We start from the raw sequence: 13317 nt of genomic DNA, 5'->3' as shown, positions 1-13317 counted from the left end.
CGAGGACATCGCCGATCTAGTCGGTGCGATCAACATTCTGCCGCGGGGGGGACGCCGTGTTGCAGCCTGTGGAGCGATTGAACCCCGTGCCGGCGCAGTCGGGCCGCTCCGTGAGGCAGGAACTCGCCGAGGCGATCTGAGATGGGGAGTATCGTTTCAGACGCGGCAGGAATCCCCTCGCTATAGCTGCTATGGCGAGAGGAGGATGTCAACCGTTGCCACGAGCGAAGACTGCGCGCTTGAGCTTCTGCAACGTGCGATACGGCGTCACCAAGTGCAGCGCGGTCTTCGCGATGCCGGCCCAGTCGCGCCAGTTCAGCACGTTCAGATAGCGCAGTTGCAGGCGCAACGTCGAGACGATCTGCCGCCGCCGCTTTGTCGCGCTGATGCCGCCTTCGTTCAGCTCGTAGTAAAGCCCGAGCTCGGGCAGGTTCGCGCAGTCGTAGCGCTCCATCAGGCGCAGGAACAGGTCGAGGTCCTCGGCAGCCGGATACTTCACGCGATAGTTGCCCACCTCGATCACGGCATCCACGCGCAGCATCACCGAGGGATGCACGAGCGGCGAGCGCAGGAGGCGTGTGCGGCGCAGCGCGCGCGCATCGGCGCTCGGGCGCAGCATGAAGAGCGGATCGCCCGCGCGATTGACCACCTGCGTCCACGTGCCGAGCGCAGCGAGCCCCGGCTCGGCTTCCATCCGCGTGCGCTGTTTCGAAAGACGCTGCGGCGCGGCGAGATCGCCTGCGTCGATGCGCGCCGCGTAGCGAAAGCCGCGCGCCGCGAGTGCCTCGATGCCGGCCTGCAGCGCGCGCTCGATACCGCCGTTCTTCGCCATGCGCAACACCTCCACGCACATGCCAGGCACTTCGGGCGCGACGATCGGCACTGCGCTGCCGTCGTCGACTACGAGCGCGTAAATGGTTGCGTCCTCATCGAACGAGGCGAGCGTGCGGGCGACATCGTCCTGGCCGTTGTAGGCGGGCATGAGCACGGCGACGTCGGCGAGCGCGCCCTCGCGTGCCTCCCGCGTTGGCAGAGCGGCGGAATTCATCATGAAGCGAGCTTGAAGCGGATGTAGTAGAGGTTCACGCAGGCTGCCGCGAGATAGCCCGCTGCGAGCCCGCACAGCGCGCCATACGAGCCGAGCCGCGGGATCGCCACGAGATTCACGGCGAATGCCACGGCGAGCGCGAGCAGCCATTTCGCGAGCAGCACGAATTTCGCCTGATATTTGAGCACGACGAGGTTGCCGATGGCTTCGAGCCCGGCGGGAACGGAAAGCCACACGGCCCAGCGAAAAATGCCGATCGCGCTTTCATAGTCCGGCCCGAACACGCGGCCGATGATGAAGCCCGCGAGCGCGTCGAGCACGAGCGCGCCCGCCACCATGAGCGCGGCCGTCATCGCGAAGAGGCGCGCGAGGTTGCGGCGCAGTTGCGCGGTCTGCTGCACGCGATAGACGAAGGCGGGCGCGATGGTTTGCGAGAGCATCAGCGCGAGCGTGATCCAGTTCTCGTTGAGCTGCTGCGCGGCCGAATAGCGGCCGAGATCGGCGAACGAGATCGTGTGCTCGAGCATGAGGCGGTCGAGCTTCAGGAACAGATACATGCAGATGAGCCCGAGCCAGAACACGGTGCCCGCCGTCGCGAAATGCCTGAAGAGCGAGCGGTCCACGTGCCAGCCGAGTTTGCCGCCGTGCCGCCGCCGGAAATAGAGCACGAGCGCCGCGCCGATCGCGGCCGATTCGAGCGCCCAGAGCCAGCCGAAGGCGGCGGGCGCGAACGCCGCGCGCGCGAGCAGAAACACGAGCAGGGCCTTGATCACGGCGGTCGTCATGCTCGCGAGCAACTGCGGCTTGCTATACGTCATGCTCTGCAGCCAGGCGTTGATGACGCCGACGAACGGCTCGCGAAACAGCATCGTCACCGCGAGCCCGGCGAGCATGGCGCCGACGAGCGGATCGGTCGCGCGGAGCGCGATGCCGGCCCAGGTCGCGACGAGCGCCATCGCCGACACGCCGATGCGCAGCGCGAACGCGCTGCCGAGCACCGTGCCGAGTTCCTGCGGTGGGCGGCTGACGATGGTGGGCACGAGAATCTCGGCGCCGCACACCCACGTGATGGGCGCGAGCACGAGCAGCAGCGTGTTGGCGTACTGCCACTTGCCGAACACATCGGGGCCGAAGTAGCGCGCGAGCACGCCGCTGATGGCGATGGCGACGGCGATCTGCGTGACGCGCTCGAGGCCGAGCCACACGATGTTCGCAAACGCGCGCGCAACGTCGGGGTTGGCGAAACGCTTGACGCTCAGCATCGAGCCTCGCCGCGGCAGGAAGGGCCGAAAAAAAGCCGGGCATGCGGCGTGCGCAGGCTGGCGGCCATTATTTGCGAATATTTTGGCGATGAAAGCGGACGGCGAAGCATTAAAATGGGTGCATACCACTGCCGAAAAACGGCAATTATAGTTTGTAACGGATCCCACTCTTCGTAACGGCGAAGGCTGTCAGCCGCCTGACCTGTTGCGAACAGGCCGAATTCTCCGAATCTCCATTAGCACGGTGAACCCGACATGATTTCGAAATCGATTTTCAAGGCATATGACATTCGCGGCGTGATCGGCAAGACGCTCGACGCCGACACCGCGCGCGCCATCGGCCGCGCGTTCGGCAGCGAGGTGCGTGCGCAGGGCGGCGAGGCCGTGGTGATCGCGCGCGACGGCCGGCTCTCCGGTCCCGAACTGTCGCGCGCGCTGGCGGACGGCCTGTGCGAGGCGGGCGTGGACGTGGTCGACGTCGGCATGGTGCCCACGCCCGTGGGCTACTTCGCCGCGAGCGTGCCGCTCAAGCTCGTGGGCGGCGAGCAGAACGTGGATTCCTGCATCGTCGTGACGGGCAGCCACAATCCGCCCGACTACAACGGCTTCAAGATGGTGCTGCGCGGCAAGGCCATCTATGGCGACCAGATCCTCGCGCTCCATGAGCGCATCGTCGCGGGCCGCTTCGACGCGGGCGAGGGCAGCTATACGCAGTACGACATCGTCGACGCCTACGTGGATCGCATTGTGAGCGACGTGAAGCTCGCGCGCCCGATGAAGATCGTCGTCGACACCGGCAACGGCGTGGCGGGCGGTCTCGCGCCGCGTCTGTTCAAGGCGCTCGGCTGCGAGCTCGTCGAGCTCTTCACCGAAGTGGACGGCAACTTCCCGAACCACCACCCGGACCCGGCGCACCCCGAGAACCTGCAGGACGTGATCCGGGCGCTCAAGGAAACCGACGCCGAGATCGGCTTCGCGTTCGACGGCGACGGCGACCGGCTCGGCGTCGTCACGAAGGACGGCCAGATCATCTACCCCGATCGCCAGCTCATGCTGTTCGCCGAGGAAGTGCTCTCGCGCAATCCGGGCAAGGAGATCATCTACGACGTGAAGTGCACGCGCAATCTCGCGAAGTGGGTGAAAGAGAAGGGCGGCGTGCCGCTCATGTGGAAGACGGGCCACTCGCTCGTGAAGGCGAAGCTGCGCGAAACCGGTGCGCCGCTCGCGGGCGAGATGAGCGGCCACGTGTTCTTCAAGGACCGCTGGTACGGCTTCGACGACGGCCTCTACACGGGCGCGCGCCTGCTCGAGATCCTCGCGCGCGTGGCCGACCCGAGCGCGCTGCTCAACGGCCTGCCGAACTCGCACGCCACGCCCGAGCTGCAGCTGAAGCTCGAGGAAGGCGAGAACTTCGAGCTGATCGCGAAGCTGCAGAAGAACGCGAAGTTCACGGGCGCCGACGACATCCTCACGATCGACGGCCTGCGCGTGGAGTACCCGGACGGCTTCGGCCTCGCGCGTTCGTCGAACACCACGCCCGTGGTCGTGATGCGCTTCGAGGCCGACAACGACGCGGCGCTCGCGCGCATCCAGGCCGACTTCAAGCGCGTGATCCTCGCCGAGAAGCCGGACGCCAAGCTGCCGTTCTGATGCGCTGACTTGCGCAGGGCGGGTGCATGCCAGCCCGAATGCGGCGCCGTGCGGTTCGACCGCCCGGCGCCGCGACGTTTTTCTGCCCCGGAAAAGCGCACTTTCTCCCCGCTTTTTCCCTTAACTCCGCCGGGCATGTTCCCGGCGCGCTAAAATTGCGGACCTTTGAACCTGTCCGCCTATCCTGCCTTGAGCGTGCAAAAGATCCTCATCGTGCGCGTGTCGTCGCTTGGCGACGTCGTCCACAACATGCCCGCCATCGCCGATATCCGGCGCCGGTACCCCGACGCGCAAATCGACTGGCTCGTCGAAGAGAGCTTCCAGTCGCTCGTCGAACTCGTGAGCGGCGTGCGCCGCGCGATTCCGTTTTCGCTGCGCCGCTGGCGCAAAGGCCTGTTTTCCGCTGCCAACTGGCGCGAAATCGGCGCTTTCCGGCGCGCGCTCGCGGCCGAGAAGTACGACCTCGTGATCGACTGCCAGGGGCTCATCAAGACGGCGTGGGTGGCGAGCTGGGCGCGCGGCCCGCTCGTCGGGCTCGGCAACCGCACCGATGGCGCCGGCTACGAATGGCCGGTGCGCTTCTTCTACGACCGCTCGATCCGCATCGAGCCGCGCACCCACGTGGTCGAGCGCACGCGGCAACTGGTCGCAGGGGCGCTCGAACTCGCCGCGCCTTCGCCCACCGACGAGATCGACTTCGGCCTCGACACCCAGCGCGCCGCGCAGGCGCTCGCGGGCGTCGGGCTGAATCTGCCGGTGCCTTACGTGGTATTCGTGCACGCCACCTCGCGCGCGGACAAGGAGTGGCCCGCGCAGCACTGGATCGAGCTGGGCCAGGCGCTCGTGCGGCGCGGCGCGTCGCTCGTGCTGCCCTGGGGCAGCGAGGCCGAGCGCGCGACGAGCGAGCGCCTCGCGCGCGAGTTCGGCGAGGCGGCGATCGTGCCACCGAAGCTCTCGCTGCCCGCCGTCGTCGGGCTGATCGATGGTGCAGCGGCCACGGTGGGCGTGGATACGGGCCTCGTGCACATCGCGGCGGCGCTCAAGCGCCCGACCGTCGAGTTGTACAATTTCGCGACCGCCTGGCGCACCGGCGGCTACTGGTCGCCGCACGTCCTCAATCTCGGCACGGCCGGCCAGCCGCCCACGCTCGCGCAGGTGAAGGGCGCGCTGGCGGGCTTCGGATTGCTGTAGCGGCGCGCCGCCGCACGAAGGGCGCGGGGGCCTCGCGGGCTGCGGCCCGTCAAGGCGGGCCACGGGGGCCGCGGGTATAAGAGTCGGCGCGCGCGGATACATACAAGCGCGAGGGCCTGGCCGGCGCGAGCCGTGACGGACACCGAGTCGCGCCGCACCGCACGAACCGGCAGGCAATCAGATCCATCGCTTCCAGGGGCGACCATGAACGAATCCCAGATCATCGAAGTCACTTCCGCCGACTGGCACGGCCAGCTACTCTCGCAACCGCGCGAGACGCTGCTCGATGCGGTCGAGCAGGGCAAGGTGCTGTATTTTCCGAACCTGGCCTTCGCGATCGAAGGCGGCGAGCGCGCGCTGCTCGACCCCGCGATCGCCGACCCCAAGCGCAAGAACATCAGCCTCGACCCGAACGGCGGCGCGCTGCACGGCGTGCTCGGCGACACCGTCACGCAGTCGGCCGTGCGCGCGTTGATCGCGCGCTACCAGACCTGCGCGCGCACGCTCGTGGACGGCTTGTTTCCCGAGTACGACGGCAAGCTGCGCGTGGCGCCCACGAGCCTGCGCCTGCACCAGGTGGAAACGCGCCAGACATCGTGGCGCAAGGACGATTCGCGCCTGCACGTCGACGCGTTTCCGTCGCGCCCGAATTATGGCGAGCGCATTTTGCGCGTGTTCACCAACGTGAACCCTAACGGCGTGCCGCGCGTGTGGCGCGTGGGCGAGCCGTTCGAGGACATGGCAAAGCGCTTCCTGCCCAACATCAAGCCGCAGTTTCCGGGCTCGGCCTGGCTGCAACATCTGCTGCACATCACGAAGTCGCCGCGCAGCGAATACGACCATCTGATGCTCAACCTGCATGACAGCATGAAGGCCGATCTCGAGTACCAGAAGACGAGCCCGCAGGAGAGCATCGGCTTTCCGCCGGGCAGCGTGTGGGTGTGCTTCTCCGACCATACCTCGCACGCGGTGATGTCCGGGCAGTTCATGATGGAGCAGACCTTCTTCCTGCCCGTGAAGGACATGGTGCACCCCGAATGGGCGCCGCTCGGCATTCTCGAACGCCTCAAAGGCAAGGAACTGGTTTGAGCGCGAGCCCGAGCGTGAGAATGTGCATGAGTGCCTGCGGGCTGTCGGCGTCGGGCTTGCGCCTGTGCGCGACTGGCCTTTGCCTGATCGCATCTGACTTCTGCCTGTACGCATCTGCCTTTCGCATGTACGCATCCGCCTATTGGCTGTTCGTATCTGCCTGCCGCCGCGTGGCCGCGGCTTTTCGCATGACCCCGGCCGCCGCGGAGGCCAGATGCTGAGAGCGATCTATCGCGCGGCCTGGTGGCTCATCGCGCCGCTCGCGGTGCTGCGGCTTTTCATCCGCTCGCGTCGCGAGCGCGGCTACCGCGAGCATATCGGCGAACGCTTTGGCTTTAGCGCGGGGCGCCTGCCCGAGGACGACGCGCCGCTCATCTGGGTGCATGCCGTCTCGGTGGGCGAGACCCGCGCGGCGCAGCCGCTCGTCGACGCATTGCTGGCGGCGCGGCCGGACGCGCGCATCCTGCTCACGCACATGACGCCGGGCGGACGCGCCACCGGCGAACAGCTTTTCGGCGCGCGCGTGCTGCGCTGCTATCTGCCGTACGACATCCCGCATGCGGTGCGGCGTTTCCTGCACGCATGGCGTCCGTCTCTCGGGCTCGTGATGGAGACCGAGGTCTGGCCCACCCTCATCGACGAATGCAAGCGCGCCGACGTGCCTCTGGTGCTCACGAACGCGCGCATGTCGGCGCGTTCCTTCAAGCGCGCGGCGAAGTTCGGCGCCGGCGCGCGCGAGGTGTTCGGCGGCTTCACGCGCGTGCTCGCGCAGAGTCCCGCCGATGCCGAGCGCCTCACGGCGCTCGGTGCGCGCAACGTGGCCGTGCTCGGCAATCTCAAGTTCGACATGGCGAGCCCGCCCGCGCTGATCGCGCGTGGGCGCGACTGGCGCCGCGCGATCGGCGCGCGGCCGGTGTGGGTCGCGGCCAGCACGCGCGAAGGCGAAGAGGAACTCGTGCTGCAGGCGTTCGCGGCGCTCAATGAATCCGGGCCCAACGCCGTGCGTGATGCGCTGCTGATCCTCGTGCCGCGCCACCCGCAGCGCTTCGACGAAGTGGCTGCGCTTGTCGAGCGCAGGAACCTCAAGCTCGAACGGCGCTCACGCTGGGCGCCGCCCGGGGCTGCGGCGGCTGCCGCGCACGAGGGCGTGCGCGCGTTGCCCCACGACGTGAACGTGCTGCTCGGCGATTCGATGGGCGAGATGGGCGCGTATTACGCCGCGGCGGATCTGGCTTTCATTGGCGGCAGCTTGCTGCCGCTCGGCGGCCAGAACCTGATCGAAGCGTGCGCCGTGGGCGTGCCGGTGCTGATCGGGCCGCACGTGTTCAACTTCACGCAGGCCACCGCCGACGCCACGGCAGCCGGCGCGGCCTTGCAGGTGCAAGATCCCGCCGATCTCGCGCGCGCCTTGCGCGAGCTCTTCAACGACAAGCCGCGCCGGGTCGCCATGGGCGCGGCGGCGGCGGCATTCGCGTCGCGCCATCGCGGCGCGACGGCGCGCACGGTGGACGTGCTCACTACGCTGATCTGAGTCGCCGGCGGGCCGCCTCGTGCCCGTCGCGTAGACGGGCACGACGCGCGAAGGGGCGCAAAAGGGGGCAGAAGGGGCGCGAACGGGGCGCCGCCGAAGCCCGTCACGCGCCGATCAGCAATCCTTTCTTTTCGATGAAAGCGATCACCTGATCGAGGCCATCGAGCGCCTTCAGGTTGCACATGACGAAGGGGCGTTCGCCGCGCATCTTCTTCGCATCGCTTGCCATCACATCGAGCCTGGCGCCCACGAGCGGCGCGAGGTCGGTCTTGTTGATCACGAGCAGGTCCGACTTCGTGATGCCGGGGCCGCCCTTGCGCGGAATCTTCTCGCCGCCCGCCACGTCGATCACGTAGATCGTGAGGTCCGAAAGCTCGGGGCTGAAGGTGGCCGCGAGATTGTCGCCGCCCGATTCGATGAAGACGATGTCCGCGTCGGGAAAGCGCGTGAGCATCTGGTCGACGGCTTCGAGGTTGATCGAGGCGTCTTCGCGGATTGCCGTGTGCGGGCAGCCGCCCGTTTCCACGCCCATGATGCGCTCGGCGGGAAGCGCGCCCGCGACGGTCAACAGGCGTTGGTCTTCCTTCGTGTAGATGTCGTTGGTGATGGCGACGAGGTCGTAGCGCTCGCGCATCGCCTTGCAGAGCATTTCGAGCAGCGTGGTCTTGCCGGAGCCGACCGGCCCGCCCACGCCGACGCGCAGCGGCGGCAGTTTCTTCGTTCGTTTGCTGGGTGCGTGCGAATTCATGGTTCGTAGATAGCGTGCGAAATGAGGTGCGGGTTCAGGAGCGGAAGAGCCGCGAGTATTGCGATTCGTGCCGCGAGGAGAGAATGCCGAGTTGCGGCGCGAAGGTGTTGAGCGCTTCGGGCGGCGTGGCGAGCGCGCGCGTCACGGCGGCTTCGATGGCAGGGCGCAGCGCGACGATGATGCGCTGGCCCGCGAGCTGGCCGAGCGGCACTGCCTTGAGCGCGGCGGCCGTCTGGTTCTCGATCCAGCTGAACGCGTAGGCGGCGAGCGCGGCCGCGGGTGCGGCTTCGTGAGCCCAGGCGGCGAACGCGAAGGCCGTGGGCTGCGCAACGGGCGTCATGCGCTCCAGCGTGGCGCGCCGCTGCGCATCGCCCCATTCGAGCTGCGCGCAGAGCTGGCGCAGCGACCAGCCCATCTGCGCGGTCTCGCGCCGCAGTTCCGCCGATTCGCGGCTCGCAATGAATTCCTCGTTCGCTTCGATCAGCGCGTGGGCATCGTGGCTGCGCCAGCGTTCGAGCTGATGCGCGACAAACGGCAGCTCGCCGCGCGCGAGCACGTTCGCGAGGCCGCCCGCGATCCAGTGCGCAGCGTCGTCGGCGTTCGTGACGAGTTGCGCGTCGATTGCCGCTTCGAGCCCTTGCGAGTAGCTGAACGCGCCGATGGGCAGCGCCGGCGAGGCCAGATGCAGCAGCGCGGTGAGCTCAGCGATGTTCATGGGTGCGGTCGTGCGCGTGACCGTCGCAATGACCGTGATCGTGTCCACACTCCGTGCCGTGGTCGTGATCATGGGCGTGGTCGTGGTCGTGGGCGTGGGCGTGATCGTGATCGTGAGCGTGCCCGTGGTGCTCGTCGTACACGCGTTGTGCGAGCGCGTAGTCGTCGGCGAAGGTTTCGTCGTGGCCGTGGCGATGGCCGCCGCCGTATGCGCCCGTTTCAGGCTGAAACGGCAGCAAGGCCCGCTCCACCTGCGCGCCGAGGCGCTTGAGCATGTCTTCGAGCACGGGGTCGGCTTCGAGCTTGAGTTCGTCCGCGCCCACTTCCACCGGCGTGTGGCGATTGCCGAGGTGATACGCGGCGCGCGTGAGCGTGAGGCGCTCCGGCGCGCGCACGAGCAGCACGCTTTCGGCCGCCGCGATCACGCGCACGAGGCCGCCGTCGTCGGCCACGAGCATGTCGCCGTCGCGCAGCACCGTGCCGCGCGGCAGCACCACGCCCACTTCCTCGCCCGTGTCGAGCGTGGCCGCGAAGCGGCTCTTGCAGCGCGTGTCGTAGGGCAGCGTGAGCGTGGGCGCGCGCTTGACGAGCACCGGCGCGAGCTTCGCATTGAGTCGTTTGTCGATCGTACGCATGTCGAAACTTCAGAACAGGAAATAACGCTGCGCCATGGGCAGCACCGTGGCGGGCTCGCAGGTGAGCAACTGGCCGTCTGCGACCACCTGGTACGTTTCGGGATCGACGCTGATCGAGGGCTGCCACGCGTTGTGGATCATGTCGGCCTTCGTCACGCTGCGGCAGTTGCGCACCGCCACCACGCGCTTTTGCAGCCCGTAGCGCTCCGTGATGCCTTTGTCGAGCGAAAGCTGCGAGACGAAGGTGAGCGAAGTCTTTGCGAGCGCGCGCCCGCGCGTGGCGAACATCTCGCGATAATGCACGGGCTGCGGCGTGGGAATCGAGGCGTTCGGGTCGCCCATCTGCGCGAGCGCGATCATCCCGCCCTTGAGGATCAACGAAGGCTTGATGCCGAAGAACGCCGGCTCCCAGAACACGAGGTCGGCCCATTTGCCGGGCTCGATCGACCCCACTTCATGCGCGATGCCGTGCGTGAGCGCGGGATTGATCGTGTACTTCGCCACATAGCGCTTTACGCGGAAATTGTCGTTGCGCGCGTTGTCTTCGGGCAGCGCGCCGCGCTGCACCTTCATCTTGTGCGCGGTTTGCCACGTGCGGATGATCACTTCGCCAACGCGCCCCATTGCCTGGGAATCCGAAGAAAGCATCGACAGTGCGCCCAGGTCGTGGAGGATGTCCTCGGCGGCGATGGTCTCGCGGCGGATGCGCGACTCGGCGAACGCGATGTCCTCGGCAATCGACGGGTCGAGGTGATGGCACACCATCAGCATGTCGAGGTGCTCGTCGAGCGTGTTGATCGTGTACGGGCGCGTGGGGTTCGTCGAGGAGGGCAGCACGTTGGCTTCGCCGCACACCTTGATGATGTCGGGCGCGTGGCCGCCGCCGGCGCCTTCGGTGTGGTACGTATGGATCGTGCGGCCCTTGAACGCGGCCACGGTCGCTTCCACGAAGCCCGCTTCGTTGAGCGTGTCGGTGTGGATCGCGACCTGCGTGTCGGTGGCGTCGGCCACGGTGAGGCAGTTGTCGATGGCGGCGGGCGTCGAGCCCCAGTCCTCGTGCAGCTTCAGGCCGATCGCGCCCGCGGCGATCTGCTCCTCGGCGGGCAGCGGCTGGCTCACGTTGCCCTTGCCGAGAAAGCCGAGGTTGATCGGCCAGCCATCGGCGGCCTGCAGCATGCGCTCCATGTGCCACGGTCCCGGCGTGCAGGTGGTGGCGTTGGTGCCCGTTGCGGGGCCGGTGCCGCCGCCCAGCATGGTCGTCACGCCCGAGGCGAGCGCTTCGTCGATCTGCTGCGGGCTGATGAAGTGGATGTGCGTGTCGATGCCGCCTGCCGTGACGATCTGGCCTTCGCCCGCGATCACCTCGGTCGCGGCGCCGATGGGAATCGTCACGCCCGGCTGCACGTCGGGGTTGCCCGCCTTGCCGATCTTCCACACGCGGCCGTCCTTGATGCCGATGTCGGCCTTCACGATGCCCCAATGGTCGACGATCACGGCGTTGGTCACGACGGTGTCGGCCACTTCGGCGTGAGCGCGCTGTGACTGGCCCATGCCGTCGCGGATCACCTTGCCGCCGCCGAACTTCACTTCGTCGCCGTAGACGGTGTAGTCGCGCTCGATCTCGATGAGGAGTTCGGTGTCGGCAAGACGCACGCGGTCGCCGGTCGTGGGGCCGAACATCTCCGCGTAGGCGCGGCGGCCGATCTTCAATGTCATGTCGGATTCCTGATGAATTCGAAGCGTGGGTGCAGGCGGGCGCCGTTAGAGCGGGCCCATCACCTTGCCGTTGAAGCCGTAGACGGCGCGCTCTCCTGCCAGCGCCACCAGCTCGACGGTGCGCTCCTGGCCGGGCTCGAAGCGCACGGCCGTGCCCGCCGCAATGTTCAGGCGAAAGCCGCGTGCGGCTTCGCGCTCGAACGAGAGCGCCTCGTTCACTTCGTAAAAATGGAAATGCGAGCCGATCTGCACGGGCCGGTCGCCCGTGTTCGCGACCGTCACGGTGACCGTTTCGCGGCCCGCGTTGAGCTCGATTTCGCCGTCGTCGATCAGCATTTCGCCGGGGATCATGCGCGCCTCGCTCAAGGAATCGGATGGTGGACCGTGACGAGCTTGGTGCCGTCGGGGAAGGTGGCTTCGACCTGGATGTCGGGGATCATCTCGGGCACGCCTTCCATCACGTCCTCGCGCGTGAGCAGCGTGGTGCCGTAATGCATGACCTCGGCGACGGTCTTGCCGTCGCGGGCCGCCTCCATCAGCGCGGCGCTGATGAAAGCGACCGCCTCCGGATAGTTGAGCTTGAGGCCGCGCGCGCGCCGCCTTTCGGCGAGCAGTGCGGCGGTGAAGATCAGGAGCTTGTCTTTCTCGCGTGGCGTGAGCTTCATCGTTCTGGTTCGGTTGGGGCAAGTCTGCCGGCGTGGCCTGTTCGAAGCGAATATGCGCGCCCAGCAAGTGCATGGCGGGCGGCGATCCAGCTTACGGGAGCGAGTTTACGGACAGCTTGCGGCCTTGCGCGCGGCGCGCACGAGTTGATGCAAGCTCACAGCAAGCTGTGTGCCAGGAAAGGGGCAGCGTGGGTGCACTGTTTGCGCGGCGATTTTGCACCCCCTTGACACTGCTGCGTCGCGGCATTGCTCATCGATGCGCTTTCCCGCACCGCGATGGTGCGCGCGACGCGTGCTCAGGTGGTCCAGAGGCGCAGCGGCGTGGCCTTCACGCCGTGCACGACCGGACGCAATGCCGTCCAGCACTGCGCGAGCGTGTGTTGCAGCGGCTCCATCGAACGCGCGACCACGCGCACGAGCAGCACGCCGGGCGCCACGCAGCTCGCGCCCGAGCGCAGCGTGTCGTTAAAGGGCAGGGTGGCCGCGAGAACCTGCGCGAGCGCCTCGTTGCAGGCGGGGCCGATCGCCCACAGCACGCCGAAGGCCGGGTAGCCGGCGAGGCCTTGTGGCGCGTCGCGCAGCGGGTCGGCGGCGTCGATCAGCGCGCGCTCGAACCACAGCAGTTCGTCTTTACCCTCGTCGCCGGAAGCCGCGCGCGCCACTCGCGTGAGCGCGCGCAGCATGCCCGCCGACCAGCGCTCGCCCGCGGCCTGGCGGCCCAGTTGCGTCGCGTCCCAGCCGATGGCCGTGGCGCCCGCGCCGAGCGTAAGCGCGAATTCCAGTTCCGCGTGCGCATGATCGAACACCAGGTTGTTCTGCGGCAGCCAGTCGAGCTTCGTGCCCGCGCCCATGCGTACCTTGATGCGCTGGCGCGCGACGCGGCCGTTCGACTTGTACCACTTGGTCGCGCCCGGCGTAGTGAGCACGGCGTGCGCGCGCTCGCCCACGTTCACGTCGATGTCGAGCCGGTCGCCGCCCGCGATGCCTGCGGGCGGATGCACGATCACCGCGTGGCAGATTGCATCGCCTTCGGGGTAGAGCGGGCGTTGCACGCGCAATGGCCCGACG

At 67.7% G+C, this 13317-nt stretch carries 13 protein-coding genes; 4 read left to right on the top strand and 9 right to left on the bottom strand.

What is annotated here, in order from left to right; all coding sequences use genetic code 11:
- Positions 1-208 precede the first annotated feature (208 nt).
- Entirely contained in the window at positions 209-1048 is an 840-nt protein-coding gene (locus VMJ11_RS05030) for a glycosyltransferase (RefSeq protein WP_325617559.1), read from the bottom strand.
- Positions 1048-2310, bottom strand: coding sequence for an oligosaccharide flippase family protein (locus VMJ11_RS05025; protein WP_325617553.1), 1263 nt, complete (start codon positions 2308-2310; stop codon positions 1048-1050). The genes VMJ11_RS05030 and VMJ11_RS05025 overlap by 1 nt, the downstream gene beginning before the upstream one ends.
- Before the next feature lie 255 nt (positions 2311-2565).
- Here VMJ11_RS05025 and VMJ11_RS05020 point away from each other — a divergent pair, with 255 nt between their 5' ends.
- The 4 genes from VMJ11_RS05020 (at position 2566) to waaA (ending at position 7771) form a co-directional block, all read left to right on the top strand.
- Positions 2566-3960: a phosphomannomutase/phosphoglucomutase gene (locus VMJ11_RS05020; protein WP_325617551.1), complete on the top strand. Its 1395-nt coding sequence runs from the start codon at positions 2566-2568 to the stop codon at positions 3958-3960.
- 189 nt (positions 3961-4149) lie between these two features.
- Positions 4150-5151, top strand: a complete 1002-nt coding sequence (gene waaC, locus VMJ11_RS05015) for a lipopolysaccharide heptosyltransferase I (protein ID WP_325617557.1) — start codon at positions 4150-4152, stop codon at positions 5149-5151.
- 204 nt (positions 5152-5355) lie between these two features.
- Entirely contained in the window at positions 5356-6240 is an 885-nt protein-coding gene (locus VMJ11_RS05010) for a Kdo hydroxylase family protein (RefSeq protein ID WP_325617549.1), read from the top strand.
- A gap of 214 nt (positions 6241-6454) precedes the next feature.
- Positions 6455-7771, top strand: coding sequence for a lipid IV(A) 3-deoxy-D-manno-octulosonic acid transferase (gene waaA / locus VMJ11_RS05005; protein ID WP_325617546.1), 1317 nt, complete (start codon positions 6455-6457; stop codon positions 7769-7771).
- 103 nt (positions 7772-7874) lie between these two features.
- Here waaA and ureG read toward each other — a convergent pair whose 3' ends face one another.
- The 7 genes from ureG to VMJ11_RS04970 form a co-directional block, all read right to left on the bottom strand.
- Positions 7875-8519 carry an urease accessory protein UreG gene (gene ureG / locus VMJ11_RS05000; protein ID WP_325617544.1) on the bottom strand — a complete coding sequence of 215 codons (645 nt, stop codon included), beginning with the start codon at positions 8517-8519 and terminating at the stop codon, positions 7875-7877.
- A 34-nt stretch (positions 8520-8553) separates the two neighbouring features.
- Positions 8554-9234 carry an urease accessory protein UreF gene (locus VMJ11_RS04995; protein ID WP_325617555.1) on the bottom strand — a complete coding sequence of 227 codons (681 nt, stop codon included), beginning with the start codon at positions 9232-9234 and terminating at the stop codon, positions 8554-8556.
- A complete protein-coding gene (gene ureE, locus VMJ11_RS04990) occupies positions 9221-9868 on the bottom strand; it encodes an urease accessory protein UreE (RefSeq protein ID WP_325617542.1) in 648 nt (215 codons plus the stop codon). Before ureE ends, VMJ11_RS04995 begins: the two co-directional genes overlap by 14 nt.
- Positions 9869-9877: 9 nt before the next feature.
- On the bottom strand, positions 9878-11584 hold the full coding sequence (gene ureC / locus VMJ11_RS04985; protein WP_325617540.1) for an urease subunit alpha: 1707 nt from the start codon (positions 11582-11584) through the stop codon (positions 9878-9880).
- Positions 11585-11629: 45 nt separating this feature from the next.
- Positions 11630-11935 (bottom strand): urease subunit beta, encoded by a 306-nt coding sequence (locus VMJ11_RS04980; protein ID WP_325617536.1) that lies wholly within the window; start codon positions 11933-11935, stop codon positions 11630-11632.
- Between the two features lie 11 nt (positions 11936-11946).
- Entirely contained in the window at positions 11947-12249 is a 303-nt protein-coding gene (ureA, locus tag VMJ11_RS04975; protein ID WP_028214299.1) for an urease subunit gamma, read from the bottom strand.
- A 296-nt stretch (positions 12250-12545) separates the two neighbouring features.
- Positions 12546-13317: urease accessory protein UreD (locus VMJ11_RS04970; protein ID WP_325617492.1), on the bottom strand; the 772-nt coding region annotated here is incomplete at its 5' end.

This window comes from Paraburkholderia sp. (genome assembly GCF_035501035.1).
In the GTDB taxonomy this organism is placed as follows: Bacteria; Pseudomonadota; Gammaproteobacteria; order Burkholderiales; family Burkholderiaceae; genus Paraburkholderia.
The sequence above is the reverse complement of the archived record's forward strand: the minus strand, read 5'-3'. Positions and strand labels throughout refer to the sequence as shown.